This window comes from Bacillus sp. FSL K6-1106, from assembly GCF_038005245.1.
In the GTDB taxonomy this organism is placed as follows: Bacteria; Bacillota; Bacilli; order Bacillales; family Bacillaceae; genus Bacillus; species Bacillus altitudinis.
This window is the reverse complement of record NZ_JBBOSV010000002.1, coordinates 1-18,172: the sequence shown is the minus strand read 5'-3', so window position 1 is coordinate 18,172 and position 18,172 is coordinate 1. Positions and strand designations below refer to the sequence as shown.

General features: G+C 40.7%; 18 protein-coding genes and 1 other annotated feature. Of the genes, 15 read left to right on the top strand and 3 right to left on the bottom strand.

The features are described from left to right. Positions 1-165: 165 nt before the first annotated feature. The gene (locus MHI20_RS14715) at positions 166-1,431 is read left to right on the top strand and encodes an MFS transporter (RefSeq protein ID WP_007499050.1); all 1,266 of its coding nucleotides are present in this window, start codon (positions 166-168) and stop codon (positions 1,429-1,431) included. 119 nt (positions 1,432-1,550) lie between these two features. Here the strand turns inward: MHI20_RS14715 and MHI20_RS14710 are convergent, their stop codons facing one another. Further along, positions 1,551-1,745 carry a YjzD family protein gene (locus MHI20_RS14710; protein WP_024720055.1) on the bottom strand — a complete coding sequence of 65 codons (195 nt, stop codon included), beginning with the start codon at positions 1,743-1,745 and terminating at the stop codon, positions 1,551-1,553. Positions 1,746-1,957: 212 nt separating this feature from the next. On the opposite strand from MHI20_RS14710, the gene MHI20_RS14705 reads away from it, so the two are divergent. The 4 genes from MHI20_RS14705 (at position 1,958) to MHI20_RS14690 (ending at position 4,614) form a co-directional block, all read left to right on the top strand. After that, positions 1,958-2,698: a hypothetical protein gene (locus tag MHI20_RS14705; RefSeq protein ID WP_007499048.1), complete on the top strand. Its 741-nt coding sequence runs from the start codon at positions 1,958-1,960 to the stop codon at positions 2,696-2,698. Between the two features lie 75 nt (positions 2,699-2,773). Then, positions 2,774-3,349, top strand: a complete 576-nt coding sequence (locus MHI20_RS14700) for a hypothetical protein (protein ID WP_024720056.1) — start codon at positions 2,774-2,776, stop codon at positions 3,347-3,349. Between the two features lie 90 nt (positions 3,350-3,439). Further along, positions 3,440-4,405 (top strand): BMP family ABC transporter substrate-binding protein, encoded by a 966-nt coding sequence (locus tag MHI20_RS14695; RefSeq protein ID WP_017360174.1) that lies wholly within the window; start codon positions 3,440-3,442, stop codon positions 4,403-4,405. An 11-nt stretch (positions 4,406-4,416) separates the two neighbouring features. Next, positions 4,417-4,614: a ComZ family protein gene (locus MHI20_RS14690; RefSeq protein ID WP_008348507.1), complete on the top strand. Its 198-nt coding sequence runs from the start codon at positions 4,417-4,419 to the stop codon at positions 4,612-4,614. A 10-nt stretch (positions 4,615-4,624) separates the two neighbouring features. On the opposite strand, the gene MHI20_RS14685 is transcribed toward MHI20_RS14690, so the two are convergent. Continuing rightward, complete coding sequence (locus MHI20_RS14685) at positions 4,625-4,858, bottom strand: hypothetical protein (RefSeq protein ID WP_008348506.1); 234 nt, start codon at positions 4,856-4,858, stop codon at positions 4,625-4,627. A gap of 169 nt (positions 4,859-5,027) precedes the next feature. Here MHI20_RS14685 and MHI20_RS14680 point away from each other — a divergent pair, with 169 nt between their 5' ends. The 9 genes from MHI20_RS14680 to MHI20_RS14640 all read left to right on the top strand — a co-directional run bounded on the left by MHI20_RS14680 (position 5,028) and on the right by MHI20_RS14640 (position 14,871). Further along, the gene (locus tag MHI20_RS14680; RefSeq protein ID WP_024720058.1) at positions 5,028-5,966 is read left to right on the top strand and encodes a beta-ketoacyl-ACP synthase III; all 939 of its coding nucleotides are present in this window, start codon (positions 5,028-5,030) and stop codon (positions 5,964-5,966) included. A 21-nt stretch (positions 5,967-5,987) separates the two neighbouring features. Further along, positions 5,988-7,229 (top strand): beta-ketoacyl-ACP synthase II, encoded by a 1,242-nt coding sequence (gene fabF / locus MHI20_RS14675; RefSeq protein WP_008348501.1) that lies wholly within the window; start codon positions 5,988-5,990, stop codon positions 7,227-7,229. A gap of 77 nt (positions 7,230-7,306) precedes the next feature. Then, on the top strand, positions 7,307-8,101 hold the full coding sequence (locus tag MHI20_RS14670; protein ID WP_163116390.1) for a DUF2268 domain-containing protein: 795 nt from the start codon (positions 7,307-7,309) through the stop codon (positions 8,099-8,101). Positions 8,102-8,271: 170 nt separating this feature from the next. Continuing rightward, positions 8,272-9,252, top strand: coding sequence for an ABC transporter ATP-binding protein (locus tag MHI20_RS14665; protein WP_047945538.1), 981 nt, complete (start codon positions 8,272-8,274; stop codon positions 9,250-9,252). A gap of 23 nt (positions 9,253-9,275) precedes the next feature. Further along, a complete protein-coding gene (locus tag MHI20_RS14660) occupies positions 9,276-10,271 on the top strand; it encodes an ABC transporter ATP-binding protein (RefSeq protein WP_160757968.1) in 996 nt (331 codons plus the stop codon). Between the two features lie 86 nt (positions 10,272-10,357). Continuing rightward, a complete protein-coding gene (locus MHI20_RS14655; RefSeq protein ID WP_039167353.1) occupies positions 10,358-11,992 on the top strand; it encodes a peptide-binding protein in 1,635 nt (544 codons plus the stop codon). 77 nt (positions 11,993-12,069) lie between these two features. Then, a complete protein-coding gene (locus MHI20_RS14650) occupies positions 12,070-13,020 on the top strand; it encodes an ABC transporter permease (RefSeq protein WP_340939391.1) in 951 nt (316 codons plus the stop codon). A 33-nt stretch (positions 13,021-13,053) separates the two neighbouring features. Continuing rightward, positions 13,054-13,953 carry an oligopeptide ABC transporter permease gene (opp4C, locus tag MHI20_RS14645; protein WP_008348491.1) on the top strand — a complete coding sequence of 300 codons (900 nt, stop codon included), beginning with the start codon at positions 13,054-13,056 and terminating at the stop codon, positions 13,951-13,953. Positions 13,954-14,118: 165 nt separating this feature from the next. Further along, on the top strand, positions 14,119-14,871 hold the full coding sequence (locus tag MHI20_RS14640) for a YjbA family protein (RefSeq protein WP_340939390.1): 753 nt from the start codon (positions 14,119-14,121) through the stop codon (positions 14,869-14,871). A 35-nt stretch (positions 14,872-14,906) separates the two neighbouring features. On the opposite strand, the gene trpS is transcribed toward MHI20_RS14640, so the two are convergent. Further along, positions 14,907-15,902, bottom strand: a complete 996-nt coding sequence (gene trpS, locus MHI20_RS14635; RefSeq protein WP_008348488.1) for a tryptophan--tRNA ligase — start codon at positions 15,900-15,902, stop codon at positions 14,907-14,909. A 53-nt stretch (positions 15,903-15,955) separates the two neighbouring features. Next, positions 15,956-16,174, bottom strand: a binding site (T-box leader). 482 nt (positions 16,175-16,656) lie between these two features. Between trpS and MHI20_RS14630 the strand changes: the two genes are divergently transcribed. Beyond that, positions 16,657-18,172: peptide ABC transporter substrate-binding protein (locus tag MHI20_RS14630; protein ID WP_340939386.1), on the top strand; the 1,516-nt coding region annotated here is incomplete at its 3' end.

Below are 18,172 nucleotides of genomic sequence, written 5' to 3'. Positions count from 1 at the left end.
TTGACTAAGAGTCCATATGAATAAGTCTTTAGAGGCATGTGTCATGCCTCTTTTTTCTTTATAATAAAAAACAATTAAGTTCCAATTTTCAAATAAATAGTATGAAAAAAAGAAAGATTAAGGTAAAATATGTAAGAATAGTATAAGGTTGAAAGGATTTGTGTGATGGAAAAGATGAATCTCAGTGAAAGTGTTTGGAATAAACGCTTCACCTCATTGTTCATATCAAGACTCATAAAAAATACAGGAGAAAGTTTTGCTTTTACATCCGTTCTTTGGTTATTGATTTTAAGAGGGGATGGAGCGCTTGGTACCGGACTTCTTCTAGCAGTGACAGTTCTTCCTTCATCATTGTTGGCCCCAATACTAGGACCTCTTATGAAAAGACATCATTTATCTAAATGGATGTTTGCTTCAGATGTCATTCGAGCAACCATTGTACTCATTATTCCACTACTGCATTTTTCGCACATATTGCCTCTATGGTTATTGATCTCATTAATGGTTATTCAATCGGCAACAGGTGCAGCATATAACCCGGCTTCTGTGGCCATCCTGCCGCAGATTGTTCCAAAGCATCTCATTCAAAAAGCAAATGCGATCCTGCAATCATCTTTTGAAATTGTCGCACTTGCTGCGGTGATGGTCGCTGGTCTTTTGGTCAAATTAATTGGCCCTGCAGATACGCTCCTGATCACCACTGCTTTATTTATCATATCGGGCTTGTTCATTATTGGCGTTAAACTCCAAAAGTCAGATGCAGAAAAAGCAGCAGACATTAAACAAGCAAAGAATACATATCTGTATAACTTAAAAAGAGGCTTTCTAGTCGTTAAAAATCATCATATTTTATTTGCACTGACCCTTTATTGTATTTTAATGAATGTCGCTGCAGCTCCGTGGCAGGCATTATCCGCTGTATATGTAGCAGAAGCGCTGCAAAGTGATTCAATGGTGTATTCCATTTTAAGAGGTGTCGCTGCAGTCGGTGCGTTTATGATGGGCTTTGCACTGGCGAAGGTGAAAATCAAAAGATTCGGCTTGTTCTTTATTGTCGCAGGCATGATTGAAGGTGCTGCATTCTTTATCACTGGAATGAGTACATGGCTTCCAGTCGTTCTTCTAGCTTCCTTTATTTTTGGTGCAGCCGTCAGTGCGATCAATGTCCCAGAGATGGTTATTATTCAAACGTCTGTTGACCAAGAAGATCAGCCGCAAGTATATGCCGTGATCAATGCGTCATCAAATGTCTTTCTCCCGCTTGCAGCCGTCATATCGGGCGTCCTGGCAGAACGCTTTGGAGCAGGACCTGTCATTGCGGGGGGTGGTGTGCTTGAAATTTTATCGGGCATCGCGATCTTCCTGTTCACAGGGCTTGCGAAAAGCCATTTGTCAGCAGACAAACAGAAGTCCGAAACGGTTGAGGTGTAACTCAAAAACCCCCTGTAATTGACGGCAGGGGGTTTTAGCGTGCGCTCTCAACTTCTAGTCATCATTCTGAAAAAAAGAAAAAGAGCTAATCTCAAATCATTAGCTCTTTTCCAGCAATATTAAGAATGTTCTGTTGAACTTTCTGTTTCTTTCATTGGACTTACTTCAGCAAAGATGAATAAAATAACCGTAAACACTATGGCAAGAATGGAAGTTAACGTAAAATCATAAGCAGCTCCATTCATAGATGAAACGATGTAACCAGCCATATGTGTCAGCAGAAAAGTCCAAATGAGGGTGATAATGTAATGCATTATTCCACCGTCCTTTATGTAACAATCTATTGACTATCATACCATAGATACGAGTTCAGAGAAAAGACTGTTTTCCGCCTTTATGTGATCATTTTGAGACCTTCTACTATAAAAATAAAAAGAATTCTTCTGTCTTTAGGGGATTTCCTTATTCCTACAAGAGTTGTTGTTCATATCATAGAAAGCAGAATCACTGAAAGGAGGCTGGCCATATGGGTGTAAGCGAACGTTTTTTCCAGCTTGGTTCCCAGTGGAACGTCATTCACCTTCCTCAAAAACCAAATGGCTTTGGCATTCTAATCCTCGGTGACCGAAATCACTTTGTGCAGGAAAATACATCATTCTGGCTTCAGCATTACGGAAGAAACCAGCTATTAACTGCTTTAAAGGATGAAGGATATACATTGTTTAATAGTCATCTTCATGGGAATCACTGGGGATGTGAAGATGCTGTTTTTAGTGCGAAACAGCTTGTTCATCACACATTAAAACAAGAAATATTAAACCGGGAAATTCATGTGCTGGCAGAGGGAATGGGCGCACTTGTCGCCATGAGTCTTGCCGAAGAAATGCCAGAAGTGCTAAGGTCTATAGCCATGATGAATCCATGTTTACACCTGCAAGCACAAAGAGAAAGAGAAAAGGAACACAAATTCTTCTACAAACAGTTCATGAAAGAACTCGCACAGAGCTATGGGTGCTCTGCAAAGGAAGCAGAAACGTATCCACTTCCTTCTTGCCCCGTTCATTCAGCTCATGTACCGATTCATATATGGCAGAGACTAAACGGCGCACCGTATGCCTATGAACTACATGCAAAGCCTTTTATTGATCAACATATGATGAATCCAGACCATTGTCAGATGGACCTTACCTTGCATATGTTTGATCATCCAAGAAGAATCTTTCAGTCCATTCACAAGTTTTATAAATCGCATGAAAGAGAATTGTAATGAATAGGATGATAACAGCCCTTCATGGAAAGGGCTCTTCTTTTTATTCGATATGCTAAAAAAGGGGACATGAACATGGAAACAGGACTGATCATAGGTGCAGATGAATTTTTTGGACTGACACTTTGTGAATATATGATGAAAGAGGGCATACAAGTGGATATCACATATCCTAAGGAGCAGTCAGAGGAGCAAAAAATGTTATTAGAAGAGCGAATGATGTGGCTCGGCCGCAATGATCTTGTCCGCGTTATTGATGGTCAAGATAGGAAAGAGGCATATGACCTGATCTTTTTTCAATCAGATGATTCAATGAACAGAGAGACAGACCTCGAAGCGAAGCATGGCATATTCCGCTTGTTTTACGAAGAACCCGAAAGCCATTCGCATGAACAAAGCGTTTCGACTGTTATCCTTCCACGCATGTTTGGTCCGTGGACACTCCATGAAGAGAGACGAATAAAGGACGATCACGCATTTTTTGTAGAAGATGTCGCAAAGGAGCTTTTAAAGTGGGCACGGACTGATCAAAGGCAGGAAATGATCCATCAATTGAAGGTAGAAAGACAAACAGATGACAAACAAGCAGAAGAAATCATAGCAGAATGGAAAAGACAAAACTCAACATTTTTCGACAAAAAGCAAGAATGATCTTCCATCTTATCTTTTTTCAGTATAAAATAAACCTATATTTAACATACAGGTTCATGCCTGCGTGTTGCAAAGGGAGTTGAACATGGCATGAAGTACCAGCGGCTTGTCATGATCTTTTCGTTCCTTCTTCTTATGCTATCTGCCTGCTCGCAGGCGCCGTTAAAAGGACATATTGAGAAGGTGGGTTTACTCGTCCCCGATACGATTAATGATCAAGTTTGGGGAACGAAAGGTTATAAAGGCTTATTAAATATCCAATCAACATTTGGTGTAGATGTTTATTATAAGGAAGGGATGGTCGACAAGGAGAAAATCGTTGATGCCATTGAAGAATTTCATAAAAAAGGAGTCAATTTGATTATTGGCCATGGCAATGAATACAGCGAAATTTTCAACTTGATCAGTGAAGATTATCCGAAAACACAATTTATCACGGTCAATGGAGGCAAGCCTCAAGCTGATAATGTCACAAACGTCACGTTTAAAGGAGAAGCAATGGGCTTTTTCGGAGGCATGACAGCAGCACATATGTCCAAAACAAAAAAGATTGGTATTCTGGCTACATATGATTGGCAAAGTGAAGTAGACGGTTTTATCAAAGGTGCAAAATATCAGGACGAACATGTGCAAGTCCTAGCGGAATTTGTCGAAAACTGGGATGATGCTGACAAAGCGGTGAACCTCTATCAAAAATTGAAAAAACAAGGTGTAGATGTTGTGTATCCAGCAGGTGATGGTTATAATATCCCTGTCATTGAACAAATCAAAACCGACAATTTATCTGCGATCGGATATGTCACTGATCAATCCAACCTTGGAAGCCATACGGTGTTAACTAGCACTGTACAGCATGTCGATAAAGCGTACAGTATCATTGCGAAGAAGTTTAATGAAGGCAAGCTAAACGAACAAGGTGAGTACTCCTTTGACTTTAAAGAAGGAGTGATCGAAATGGGGAAATTTAGCTCAACCATAGACCGCGCTTTTGTGAAAGACATTGAGAAGGATATTGCGAATTACAAAAAAACAGGCAAATTGCCAAATGAAAAGTGAGGACGTTGAACATGCAGCACGAAAAATCGATGGAGTTTTTACAAATTGCGATGAAGTATTTTCCACAAGCAAAAGAAGAATTAGATAAAGCAGGGATTCAGCTTGATCCACAAGCACTTCAGCCGCTTCTCTCTTTGTTTACATCTGTCATGCAAGAGGCATATGAGCTTGGAAAAGCAGATGCAGCATCAGAAAAAGCCACAGAATAGTGGCTTTTTTTTATGATAATTTTTTCTTGAAGGCACTAATCATAGGACCGACATCTTTAAACACAGGCTTCAGCTCATCGATGGAGTTCATAATGTTTCCAATTTGATTCATGACATGCATGTAGTCAATGGAGTCATCACTTGAAGAAGTCTCTGCACGCTCCTCCTTTTTTTCTGTCTTGCTTTTCTCCTTTTCAAGCGGCTGACCAAACATCATTGCTGAGAAAATATCCTTTTGCGCCATATCACATGTTCCTTTCTACTATTGGTATATCATTAATCTATGAAAAAAGTGAGAGGAAAGGTTAGACGTTTGTATTGCCAAGGAGAAAAAAATAAGGTAAAATTAGTACCAGATACTAATATAAGATCACAATATCACATGCTCGTATGAGTAAAAGGAGTCTTATTCAATGAATGCTGGAATTATTGGCCTTGGCCGCTATATACCTGAAAAAGTATTAACAAATCGTGATTTAGAAAAAATGGTTGAAACTTCTGACGAGTGGATTCGTACTAGAACAGGTATAGAAGAAAGAAGAATTGCATCTGATGATGTCAATACATCTCATATGGCGCTTGCTGCTGCAAAAAAAGCATTAGCTGACGCAGATGTGGCTGCAGAAGATATTGATATGATTCTTGTAGCGACAGTTACGCCAGATCAAGCATTTCCGACAGTCGCTTGTATGATTCAAGAGCAGCTCGGTGCACATAAAGCATGTGCAATGGATATTAGCGCTGCCTGCGCTGGCTTTATGTATGGGCTTGTTACTGGAAAACAATTTATCGAATCTGGCACTTACAAACATGTGCTTGTCGTTGGTGTAGAAAAGCTTTCTCGCATTACCGACTGGGATGACCGCAACACAGCTGTTTTGTTTGGAGATGGAGCAGGTGCTGCTGTACTAGGAACAGTCAGCGAAGGCAAGGGAATTCTATCATTTGAGCTTGGAGCCGATGGAAGAGGCGGGAAGCACTTGTACTTAGATGAAAAAGATCATACAATCATGAATGGAAGAGAAGTATTTAAATTTGCTGTTAGACAAATGGGCGAGTCAAGCGTAAACGTGATTGAAAAAGCTGGACTATCAAAAGAAGACGTAGACTTCTTGATTCCGCATCAAGCAAATATTCGCATTATGGAAGCAGCACGCGAACGCTTAGAGCTGCCAGTTGAAAAAATGTCGAAAACAGTCCATAAATATGGAAACACATCAGCAGCATCCATTCCAATTTCACTATGTGAAGAAATCGAAGCCGGAAAAATTCATGACGGCGATGTGATTGTAATGGTTGGTTTTGGTGGAGGATTAACGTGGGGCGCAATCGCTATGCGATGGGGCCGATAAAAGAGTGGGGTGCACAAATTAATGGATAAGAAACGAGTAGTTGTTACAGGATTAGGTGCTTTGACACCTCTTGGCAACGATGTAGAGACAACATGGAAAAATGCTGTAGCAGGTGTATCAGGTGTTGGCCCGATCACACGTGTTGATTCAAGTGAATATACAGCAAAAGTAGCAGCAGAACTAAAAGATTTTAACATCGAAGATTACATGGAGAAAAAAGAAGCGAGAAAGATGGCACGCTTCACACAATATGCAGTCGTTGCTGCTCAAAAGGCTTTAGAAGATTCACGCCTTGAAATTACAGATGAAAACGCACCTCGTGTTGGGGTATGGGTTGGATCTGGTATTGGCGGACTTGAAACATTCGAAGAGCAATTCGAAGTGTATTCAAATAAAGGAGCAAGACGCGTAAGCCCGTTCTTCGTTCCAATGATGATTCCAGATATGGCGACAGGTCAAATTTCGATTGCACTTGGCGCAAAAGGGGTTAACTCTTGTACAGTGACAGCATGTGCGACAGGAACAAACTCCATTGGTGATGCCTTTAAAGTGATTCAGCGCGGAGATGCAGATGCGATGATTACAGGTGGAACAGAAGCACCATTAACGAAAATGTCGTTTGCTGGTTTCTGTGCAAACAAAGCCCTTTCGACAAATCCTGATCCAGATACAGCAAGTCGTCCATTTGATAAAAACCGTGACGGATTTGTGATGGGTGAGGGAGCGGGAATTGTTGTTCTTGAAGAATTAGAGCATGCGTTAAAACGTGGTGCGACCATTTATGCAGAAATCGTTGGCTACGGTTCAACTGGAGATGCATACCATATCACAGCACCTGCTCCAAACGGAGAAGGCGGCGTACGTGCAATGAAAGAAGCAATTCGTGATGCAGGTTTAACAGTGGAAGAAATTGATTATATCAATGCCCACGGAACAAGCACACCGTATAATGATAAGTTTGAAACAATGGCGATTAAAGAAGTGTTCGGAGAGCATGCGAATCAGCTTGCGATCAGTTCGACAAAATCAATGACAGGTCATTTACTTGGTGCAGCAGGCGGAGTAGAAGCGATTTTCTCTGTTCTGGCGATTAAAGACAGTGTCATTCCGCCAACGATTAACCTTGAAACACCAGATGAAGAATGTGATCTTGATTATGTAGCAAATGAAGCACGTTCAAAAGAAGTACAAGTTGCATTGAGCAACTCACTTGGTTTTGGCGGGCACAATGCGACAATTATCTTCAAAAAATACGAAGCGTAATATGTCTTAAGAAGGCGGCGATCTATAAACAGATCGCCGCCTTTTTGCATATGATGAAAATGGAGGTGTTCAGCGGTATGGGTCTGATCAATACACAATATCTCATCCAACAATCATCATCATTTCAGGAGCTGGCGGCACGTTTTGTCCCTTATTTTAAAGGAGCGGAGAAAAAAGAAGGATCATCTATTCTCGCCCATTTACAACATCACGGAATGGTGCGATCATGGAACGCCTGCCAGGAAATGATCGACAAGCTCAAAGAAAAAGGGTATTTCAAGCTTGTGATGAAAGAATACAAAGCGCTGCAAAAAAAGTGGGGAGGTCCTGATGTCCCCGTCTTTATTTTGCCTGTTAATGAGAGCAGCAAAGAGATCAGAGAACAATTTTACTTTCAATCAGGCATGGCATTTGATGACAAAATCTTTCTTTTTTTATCCCCGAATACACCGAAGGAGCGAATCGGTACGTTGCTGACGCATGAATATCACCATGTATGTAGGTTGCATTTTCTCACGAAAGAAGAAAAAGATTTTACATTCCTTGATACAATCATGATGGAGGGGCTCGCTGAATATGCTGTGTATCATAGATATGGAGAAAGCTATACAGCAAAGTGGACGACTTTATATGACGAATCGCAGCTGCAGCGCATGTACAAGAAATGGGTATCCAGTCACCTTTATCAGAAAGTGCAGGACGACGAAAGGCTGATACAGAATCTCCTTTATGGAAAAGGGAACTACCCCAAAATGCTTGGATATGCCACTGGATTTTATATCGTGAAAAAGTATTTCGATGAGCACCGAATCAGCGAGGAGTCTATGATTGCGGAGCCAGCGGAAACGTTTTTAAAGGCGATAGAATCATAAAGACAATCATTCACAAAAAAAGTGACATATTACAATTTTACTAAATAATTCTTGATTTCGTCATGCTGATGTAATAATATACAAATATAAATTTTGATAATTCTTTTTATTCTAAAAAGACAGAATTTTTTGATTCGGTTCATTTAATCTATGGAGAAAGGGGCGAATGCATGAGCACACTGCTTGAAGTGCAAAACTTAAAAACCTATTTTTTTCGAAAAAAGGAACCAATACCTGCTGTTGATGGCGTTGATTTTAGTATCAAAAAAGGGGAAACAGTCGCATTAGTCGGTGAGTCTGGGTCTGGTAAAAGTATTACGTCTTTATCCATCATGGGTCTGATTAATGGGACTGGTGGGAAGATTATGGATGGTTCCATTAAGCTTGATGGAAAAGACCTTGTTACATATAGTGAAAAGGAATTGTGCAATATTCGCGGTAATGATGTATCCATGATCTTTCAGGAACCCATGACCTCACTTAATCCTGTCTTAACCATCGGGGAACAAATAACAGAAATCCTCATTTACCACAAAAAACTTTCAAAAAAAGAAGCGACCAAAAAAGCGATTGATTTGCTAAAGCTTGTAGGCTTTTCAAGGCCAGAACAAATCATCAAAGATTACCCGCACCGTTTATCCGGCGGTATGCGTCAACGAGTCATGATCGCCATTGCGCTAAGCTGTGATCCGAAGCTCCTCATTGCGGATGAGCCGACTACTGCTCTCGATGTGACCATACAAGCCCAGGTGCTGACCTTAATGAAAGATTTATGTTCGACCTTTGGTACATCTATACTTCTCATTACGCATGATTTAGGTGTTGTGTCGGAAGTAGCAGACCGCGTCATTGTCATGTACTGCGGACAGGTTGTTGAAAATGGAACCGTTGAAGAGTTGTTTGATGAGCCGCTTCACCCATACACAGAAGGACTGCTTGAATCCATTCCAGTCATTGACGGAGACATTCAGCCATTAACGGCGATAAAAGGAAATGTCCCTGCGCCAGATCAGCTTCCGGCAGGATGCCGTTTTGCGCCTAGATGCCCGAAAGTAATGGAACGCTGCATAGGTGAATTGCCCAAACTGACAACCTTTGAAAATGGTAGAAGCGTCAGGTGTTTCTTATATGAGGAGGCAAGCCAAACATGACACTTGCTGAAAATCAACCATACATGACAGATCGATCTGAGAAAGAAACCATCCTGGAATTAAAAAATATACGAAAACACTTTCCGATTAAAGCTGGGGTGCTGCAAAAGAAAGTAGGAGCAGTCAAAGCGGTTGACGGCATCGACTTAAACATTTATAAAGGAGAAACGTTAGGCATCGTTGGAGAGTCTGGATGCGGTAAATCCACATTAGGACGGACGATGATTCGTTTATATGAACCAACAGAAGGACAAATTCTATTTAAAGGGCAAGATATCTCTCATGTATCTGAATCAAAACTAAGACAATCAACAAGGAAAAACATCCAAATGGTTTTTCAAGATCCCTTTGCATCACTCAACCCTAGAAAAACACTTCGAAGTATCATCAAAGAACCCTACAAAACACATCACTTATATTCCTTAAAAGAAAGAAATGAAAAAGTAGAACAGCTTTTATCCAAAGTCGGCCTTCACCCAAGTTTTGCGAATCGATACCCGCACGAATTCTCCGGCGGACAAAGGCAGCGGATCGGTATCGCTCGTGCACTGGCCATGAATCCTGAAATGATCATAGCAGATGAGCCTGTTTCAGCGCTTGACGTCTCCATTCAGGCGCAGGTCATCAATTTGATGGAAGAGCTTCAAGAAGAGTTTGACCTCACCTATCTCTTTATCTCTCACGATCTCAGTGTGGTCCGCCACATTAGTGATCGAGTGGGCGTCATGTATCTTGGGAAAATGATGGAACTGGCGGATAAACATAGCCTGTACGATGATCCGCTTCATCCGTATACACAGGCGCTTTTATCTTCCGTTCCAGTCACCCGTAAAAAAGGTCAGGTGAAAAGGGAACGGATTATGCTGCAAGGGGATTTACCAAGCCCTGCAAATCCACCAAAAGGCTGTGTGTTTCATACAAGATGCCCGCAAGCGAAAGAAGTCTGTAAAGAAAAAGTACCACAATTTCAAGAATTAAAAACGAACCACTTTGTGGCCTGCCACCTCTACGACGCTTGATCACGCTTGTATGATCTCATCTTTGAGAGGGGGGATAAAACGGGCTTCTGTCATCATTTTTTAAAAAAAGATAGGGGGAATTGTCTATGAAAGATAAAAAGAGAAAGTCCATTTTGGTCAGTTTGCTGCTGATCTTTACATTGATCCTTGCTGCTTGTTCTGGTGGAAATAAAACGTCTGGAGACAGTGAAAAGAAATCCACAGGTAAACCTGTACAAGGCGGCGATCTTGTCATTGGTTCGATTGCAGAGCCTACATTATTTAACTCACTTTACTCAACAGACGTGGCAAGTTCTGATATTGAAGAAAGAATCTATAGCTTTTTACTACAAACAGATGGAAAGCTAAACCCACAGCTGGCGTTGGCAGAAGATATTAAAGAATCCGATGACGGCAAACAGTTTGATGTGACCATTAGAAAAGGCGTGAAGTTTCATGATGGAGAAGAACTGACTGCTGATGATGTTGTGTTTACATACAGCATTCCGATTAATAAGGATTACAATGGTGAGCGTGGATCAGGCTTTGAAGTATTAGAGTCTGTCAAAAAAACAGGGGACTATTCGGTCGAATTTAAGCTGAATAAAAAAGATCCATATTTTTATAATGTCACGCTAGGAAGCTATGGGATTTTACCAAAGCATATTTTAGGTGATGTCCCTATAAAGGATCTTGGCGAAAATGAATTTAACCGAAAAAATCCAATCGGCTCCGGTCCATTTAAATTTGCCGAGTGGAAAGAAGGAGACTATGTCAAACTCGAAGCATTTGATGACTATTGGGATGGACGGCCATACCTTGATACAGTCACCATTAAAACGATTCCTGATCAAAATGCAGCCATGGCTCAGTTATCCGCAGGTGATATTGATTTCTTTGCAGTGCCTGGAGCAGAACTGCAAACAGCTGAAAAAGTTAGTAACATCAAAATTGAATCTGATCTAGGGCTAAATTATTCATATATTGGCTGGAATCAGAAAAACGAACTGTTCAAAAGTAAAAAAGTCCGTCAAGCTCTTACCCATGCCATTGATCGTCAAACGATTGTCGATCAAGTGTTAGATGGAGACGGGAAAGTAGCCAACATCCCAGAAAGCCCGCTGTCATGGAACTACCCAAAAGATGAAAAAGTCCCAGTATTTGAATTTGATCAAGAAAAAGCGAAAAAGATGCTGAAAGAAGAAGGCTGGGAGGATACAGATGGAGATGGTTATCTTGATAAGGACGGTAAGAAGTTCTCCTTCGTCTTGAAGACGAACCAAGGAAACAAAGTCCGTGAAGATATTGCTGTCGTTGTCCAGCAGCAGCTCAAAGAAATTGGCATTGAAGCAAAACCGCAAATTGTAGAATTTAGTGCATTAATCGAACAAACAACCCCGCCAAAATGGGATTATGATGCGTTATTACTCGGCTGGAGCTTAGCGACATTCCCTGACCAATACAGCATTTTCCATTCAAGTCAGTCTGAAAAAGGCTTAAATAACATTTGGTATAAAAATGAAGAAGTCGATAAACTGCTAGTTGATGCCAAAAACTTGAGTGATCGAAAAGAGTATTCAAAGGCGTATGAAAAAATTTATGAGCTGATTGCAGAAGACCAGCCGTATACGTTCCTTTATTATGCCAACTCACATCGCGCGATGCCATCTAATCTACAAGGCTACTCTTACCACCCGAAAGATGAATATTACAAAATTGAAAAATGGTGGATTGAACAGTAGTCTGCTAGTGAAGAAGGGGAGGGGTCTCCCCTTTTTTCATCATAGTATGGCCATCCGATGAAAAAGGAGTTGTGCACATGGTTACATATATCATTAGAAGGACACTTCTTTCCATCCCGATTTTGTTTGGTATTACGATTTTGTCCTTTGCGATTATGAAAGCAGCACCAGGCGATCCGATGTCACTCATGATGGACCCGACCATTAGTGCCGCAGACCGGGAAGCCTTTATTGATAAGTACGGCTTGAACGATCCTGAATATGTGCAATATATGAAATGGCTCGGTAATATGCTTCAAGGTGACTTTGGCACATCCATTGTAAAAAAAGGAACGCCCGTGTCGGATTTGATTTTTGCCCGGCTACCAAATACCCTCATCCTCATGATCTTTTCTACATTAGTTGCCCTGATCATTGCCATCCCATTTGGTGTTCTTTCAGCAAAACGTCCGTATACAAAACTTGACTATGGTTTTACGGTTACATCATTTATCGGACTGGCTATTCCGAATTTCTGGTTTGGTTTGATCCTTATTATGGTGTTATCGGTGAATTTAGGATGGTTTCCGACCGGGGGTGTCTCTACCTTAAATGCAGATTTTAATCTATTTGACCGGCTTCATCATATTATTTTACCGGCCTTTGTTTTAGCAACGGCTGATATGGCCGGCCTTACACGTTATACAAGGTCAAGTATGCTCGATGTGATGCGGCAGGATTACATTCGCACGGCGCGAGCGAAAGGTTTTAGAGAGAACAAAGTCATCTTCAAACATGGATTGAGAAACGGTCTGATGCCTGTTATTACGATCTTTGGACTCATGATTCCATCCTTTATTGGCGGCGCAGTCGTGGTGGAACAAATCTTCACATGGCCAGGGCTTGGGAAACTGTTTATCGATTCTGCTTTTTCAAGAGATTATCCCGTCATTATGGCGATGACTGTTATCTCTGCTGTGCTCGTGGTCGTTGGAAACTTAATAGCGGATATTCTCTATGCGATCGTTGATCCGCGTATTGAATATTAGAAGGGAGCTGAAGCACAATTGGCACAACCTAATATGGGAACACCTCCAGTTGATCTCAAATTAAAAGAAGGCCTTCCGCCAAAACCAGAGACGATGCTTCGTTTATTTTGCGAGAAATTTTTCAAAAATAAATTGGCGGTTGCCGGCTCCGCTATTTTATTGGTCATTATCTTTTCCGCTATTTTCGCTCCGGTGATCGCACCTTACGCACCGGAACAGCAAGACTTGTTGAAACGGCTACAGCCTCCAAGTGCAGAGCATTTTATGGGAACCGACAAGTTTGGTCGAGATATTTTTTCAAGGGTGCTATACGGAGCGAGGGTGTCTCTATTAGTTGGCTTTGTCTCAGTAGTCGGAGCCATCACCATTGGTACCGTCATTGGGGCGGTAGCGGGATACTTTAAAGGCTTTGTTGATTCTGTGCTCATGAGAATGGTGGATGTCGTATTGTCTATTCCAGATATTTTTCTCTTGATCACGCTAGTGACAATTTTTAAACCGGGTATTGATAAATTGATTTTAATCTTTGCGCTGACTGGCTGGACAACAACTGCTAGACTGATCCGTAGTGAATTCTTGTCACTTCGCACAAGAGAATTCGTACTCGCAGCAAGAACGATCGGAACGAAAAACCATGTCATCATCTTTTCGCATATTTTACCGAACTGTATCGGCCCTATCATTGTGTCTGCTACATTGAAAGTCGGTTCTGTTATTTTAGCTGAGTCGACACTTAGCTATCTAGGGTTCGGCATCCAGCCTCCAACGGCGAGCTGGGGAAACATGCTTCAAGATGCACAAAATTTCTCCATAATGGTGCAAGCATGGTGGTATCCACTGTTCCCAGGTTTACTGATTCTACTTACCGTTTTATGCTTTAACTTCTTAGGTGATGGACTGAGAGATGCCCTTGATCCTAAAAAGCTAAAATAAGGTTCTGCTTATAGAAGATCGTGAAAGGACTCTGTGAGACGTTCTCCTTTTCCCAGGAAATAAAGCCGTCCTTCCGTCAGGGCGAAGTTTTAATAAAGTTGGAATAATTTCTCTATCCCTTGCCCATACTGTGGACAACAGTTTTTAAAAAGTGAGGGATTGGTTATGTTATTTCTTCATGACGTATGGGTGAATTGGTTTGAAGGGGAAGAGAATGGCTATAATGTGTGTCATTTTCATGAGTGGCGCAAGGAGGACAGCGTGGAGCTGTTAGATCAAGTACCTTTACTCAAGGTGCAGAGTCCTTTGTTTGATTACATAGAGAATGATCTATCAGAGCTGCCAAAGACGCTGCTAGAGACTGTATTTGAGAAATCATATATTCGAAAAAATCATGAACGCCGTAAATTAGAGTATTGCTTTGTGGTTACGGACGGGATTAGAATCATCGCTGTGGATACGATTGGTTATTCCATCCCTGTGAGAAAGAGCCGATTGATTCCAAGACAGGAGCAATTGGTCTATGAAATGGTGAAAGATGTGAAGGCAGAGGAGTATGAATTCACGCTGGACAGCCTTGAATCGACGAAAGAATATCACATCCTATCATTACCACCGCAGCATATCAGCGGATTAACGAGAAAAGAAAGACAGCTGAAGCAGCTGATGTTTATGGCGCTAGATCAACTAAAGGGGCTTCAAAACCGAGCAGAAATTGCCTATTGGTATACAGAATGGAATCCGCGCATGTACAACCAGATCAAACGAATGTCTTTCGAGGAAATTTGGAACATGCTTTATAACGAAACCATTGATGGATGGTCAGAAAACCATTTAGCCTTTTGTGAAAAAATGATTAAAGGACAGCCATTTTTTGAAAAACTTTGGGAAATGGAAAACGAATCAAAAGTGAATTAGAAAAAGCTTGCAGCTGAATATGCTGCAAGCTTGTTTTATTTGCGTTTCCGGCCAAGACCCATTGCATTCTCCATTTTTTTCAGCATTTTATTTGCCGCACGGTTTGCTTTTTCAGCACCCTCATCTAAAATGCGATCAAGCTCATCTGACTCAATGAGTTCATAATAGCGATCTTGAATCGGTTTTAACGCATCCACGACAACGTTCGCAAGATCTCCCTTAAATTCACCATAACCTTTGCCTTCGTATTTTTGCTCAAGCTCTGCAATCGATACGTTCCCTAATACAGAATAAATCGTCAGCAAGTTGGCTATTCCAGGTTTGTTTTCTTTGTCATATTTGACGATGCCTTCTGAATCAGTCACAGCACTTTTGATTTTCTTTTCAAGCTGTTTTGGCTCATCTAATAAGGTAATGAAAGATTTTTGGTTCGGGTCAGATTTGCTCATCTTTTTCGTTGGGTCTGTTAAAGACATAATCCGAGCGCCTTCTTTTGGAATTTTGACTTCAGGTACAGTAAAGATGTCGTTATACTTTCGGTTAAAGCGTTCAGCAAGCGTTCTCGTTAATTCAAGATGCTGCTTTTGATCTTCTCCTACAGGAACTAAGTCCGTACCGTATAACAAAATATCGCCAGCCATTAATGGCGGATACGTTAATAGTCCTGAAACGACTGCTTCCTTACCAGCAGATTTGTCCTTAAATTGAGTCATTCTTTCTAATTCCCCAATATAAGCGACACATTGCAGCATCCATCCTGCCTGGGCGTGGGCAGGTACCTCTGATTGGATAAACAATGTTGCCTTCTCTGGATCAAGTCCCACTGCCAAATAAAGAGCGGCTAAGCTTCTAATATTTTGTCGAAGGGCTAAACGATCCTGACTCACCGTAATGGCATGCTGATCGACCACACAAAAGTAGCCGTTGTAATCATGCTGAAGATCGACAAATTGCTTCATCGCTCCAATGTAGTTCCCCAATGTCACAGAACCGCTAGGCTGTATGCCTGAGAAAATCGTCTTTTTTGTCATACTAAAACCTCTTTTCTTCAATATAAAAAGGCCCACCCATCACTTTTCAACAGAAAAGGGACGAATGAACCGTGGTACCACCCTTGTTATTTCAATACGAAATCACTCAAGACGTTGATATCGGAGACTGCTCCGTCTAAGCCTACTGACTCTGTCAAGTGTTCGGTTAGCTGCTCCAAAGCCCATTCCATACATGCCATTATCTGCTTGCACCAACCGCAGACTCTCTGTAAATGGTGAATATATGTACTCTTCTTTTTCATCGCAACAGTATGTCTATCTATTATAAAGGATGACCATGAAAAAGTCACGAAGCCTATTTGTGACCTTCTCATCATGTCGTTTGACACTTAAAATTTTAGATAAAATAGTAACTATCTGTCAGAATTTTTTAAAAAAGGATGATTAATTATATGTATAAAACATTATTCCTGCTGAATTTGTCAAATTATTTTAATCAATTTACGCTTTAATTTGTTGAAGTGATTGAGACTTTAGTTTATAAAAATCAATCTTTATCCCCATTTACGTTTTTTAAAAATATGTGAAATTGATATTGCAATAAATTATTCTATTCATTATAATGAATTTGTTCACACGTTTGTGCTAGGCTCTTTACATAGTGAAAATTCAGAAAAAACAAAAGAAATAGAAAGTAAGCTATTCAGGGACTTTTTTACGCTATTTCTTAAATCTGAATCTCATCTTCTATCGAGACCTTTGAACTAAAAACATATTATAAGGGGGAATACAGTTGAAAAAGCGTTGGTCTGTTGTTACTTTAATGCTTATTTTCACACTTGTATTAAGCGCTTGTGGTTTCAGCGGAAACAAATCAGGCGACAGCACGAGCAGTTCTGGAGAGGCTAAAACAACATTAAATGTGAATATCTCCACTGAGCCTTTTTCTCTACATCCGGGATTGGCAAATGATTCAACTTCAGGAAGTGTCATCCGTCAGACTTTTGAGGGATTAACAAGAATTAACGCTGAAGGTAAGCCAGAAAACGCAATGGCTTCTGATATCAAAACAAGTGATGATGGTAAAACTTACACATTCACACTTCGTGATGCAAAATGGTCTAATGGTGACCCTGTCACAGCACAAGACTTCGAATATGCTTGGAAATGGGCATTAGATCCTAAAAATGAATCTCAATATGCTTACCAGCTTTATTATATTAAAGGTGCTGAAGCTGCTAACAAAGGGGAAGCAAAAGTTTCTGATGTTGGCATTAAAGCAAAAGACGACAAAACGCTTGTAGTTGAGCTAGAGAACCCAACACCGTTCTTTACTGAACTAACTGCATTCTATACGTATATGCCAGTCAACAAAAAAGTGGCTGAAAAGAATAAAAACTGGTACACAAATGCTGGTGAAAACTACGTATCTAATGGACCATTCGTTCTTTCTAAATGGAAACACGGCGGTTCTATCACACTTGAAAAGAACAATGAATACTGGGATAAAGACACTGTGAAATTGAAAAAGATTAACATGTCTATGATCAAAGATACAAACACTGAACTTAGTATGTTCAAAAAAGGCGAACTTGACTGGGCTGGTTCTCCAACTGGAAGCCTTCCAACTGAGTCTTTAAAAACGTTGAAAAAAGAAGGCGGTCTTGAAATTCAAACGATCGCTGGTATCTATAACTACAAATTCAATACAAAAGTAAAACCTTTAAACAATGCGAACATCCGTAAAGCCCTTGCTTACTCAATCAACCGTCAAGCAATCGTTGACAAAATTACGCAAGGTGAACAAGTTCCAGCGATGGCAATCGTTCCTCCAACAATGGAAGGATTCACGGATAACAAAACTGGTTACTTCAAAGATCATGATGTAGCGACTGCTAAAGAACTTCTTGAAAAAGGTGCGAAAGAATTAGGTTATAAGTCAGTTTCTGATCTTCCAACATTGAAATTGTCTTACAACACAGATGAAGGCCACCAAAAGATTGCACAAGCAATTCAAGAAATGTGGAAAAAAGATTTAGGTGTGAACGTTGAACTTGATAACTCTGAGTGGAACGTATACATCGATAAAATCCACAGTGGAGACTACCAAATCGGACGTATGGGCTGGTTAGGAGACTTCAACGATCCAGTGAACTTCCTTGAGCTTTACAAAGATAAAGACGGTGGAAACAATGACACTGGATGGGAAAGCAAAGAGTACAAACAATTATTGAATGATTCTGCAAAAGAAACAGACAAAACAAAGCGTGAAGAAATGCTGAAAAAAGCAGAAAAAATCATCATCGACG

Excerpts from the sequence above, each read along its gene's own strand:
- fabF (WP_008348501.1), top strand. The coding sequence starts at position 5,988 with ATGGATAAGAAACGAGTAGTTGTTACAGGATTAGGTGCTTTGACACCT.
- MHI20_RS14695 (WP_017360174.1), top strand. The coding sequence starts at position 3,440 with ATGAAGTACCAGCGGCTTGTCATGATCTTTTCGTTCCTTCTTCTTATG.
- MHI20_RS14660 (WP_160757968.1), top strand. The coding sequence starts at position 9,276 with ATGACAGATCGATCTGAGAAAGAAACCATCCTGGAATTAAAAAATATA.
- MHI20_RS14640 (WP_340939390.1), top strand. The coding sequence starts at position 14,119 with ATGTTATTTCTTCATGACGTATGGGTGAATTGGTTTGAAGGGGAAGAG.
- opp4C (WP_008348491.1), top strand. The coding sequence starts at position 13,054 with ATGGGAACACCTCCAGTTGATCTCAAATTAAAAGAAGGCCTTCCGCCA.
- MHI20_RS14655 (WP_039167353.1), top strand. The coding sequence starts at position 10,358 with ATGAAAGATAAAAAGAGAAAGTCCATTTTGGTCAGTTTGCTGCTGATC.
- MHI20_RS14690 (WP_008348507.1), top strand. The coding sequence starts at position 4,417 with ATGCAGCACGAAAAATCGATGGAGTTTTTACAAATTGCGATGAAGTAT.
- MHI20_RS14670 (WP_163116390.1), top strand. The coding sequence starts at position 7,307 with ATGGGTCTGATCAATACACAATATCTCATCCAACAATCATCATCATTT.
- MHI20_RS14705 (WP_007499048.1), top strand. The coding sequence starts at position 1,958 with ATGGGTGTAAGCGAACGTTTTTTCCAGCTTGGTTCCCAGTGGAACGTC.
- MHI20_RS14665 (WP_047945538.1), top strand. The coding sequence starts at position 8,272 with ATGAGCACACTGCTTGAAGTGCAAAACTTAAAAACCTATTTTTTTCGA.
- MHI20_RS14715 (WP_007499050.1), top strand. The coding sequence starts at position 166 with ATGGAAAAGATGAATCTCAGTGAAAGTGTTTGGAATAAACGCTTCACC.
- MHI20_RS14685 (WP_008348506.1), bottom strand. The coding sequence starts at position 4,858 with ATGGCGCAAAAGGATATTTTCTCAGCAATGATGTTTGGTCAGCCGCTT.
- MHI20_RS14710 (WP_024720055.1), bottom strand. The coding sequence starts at position 1,745 with ATGCATTACATTATCACCCTCATTTGGACTTTTCTGCTGACACATATG.
- MHI20_RS14650 (WP_340939391.1), top strand. The coding sequence starts at position 12,070 with ATGGTTACATATATCATTAGAAGGACACTTCTTTCCATCCCGATTTTG.
- MHI20_RS14680 (WP_024720058.1), top strand. The coding sequence starts at position 5,028 with ATGAATGCTGGAATTATTGGCCTTGGCCGCTATATACCTGAAAAAGTA.
- MHI20_RS14700 (WP_024720056.1), top strand. The coding sequence starts at position 2,774 with ATGGAAACAGGACTGATCATAGGTGCAGATGAATTTTTTGGACTGACA.
- trpS (WP_008348488.1), bottom strand. The coding sequence starts at position 15,902 with ATGACAAAAAAGACGATTTTCTCAGGCATACAGCCTAGCGGTTCTGTG.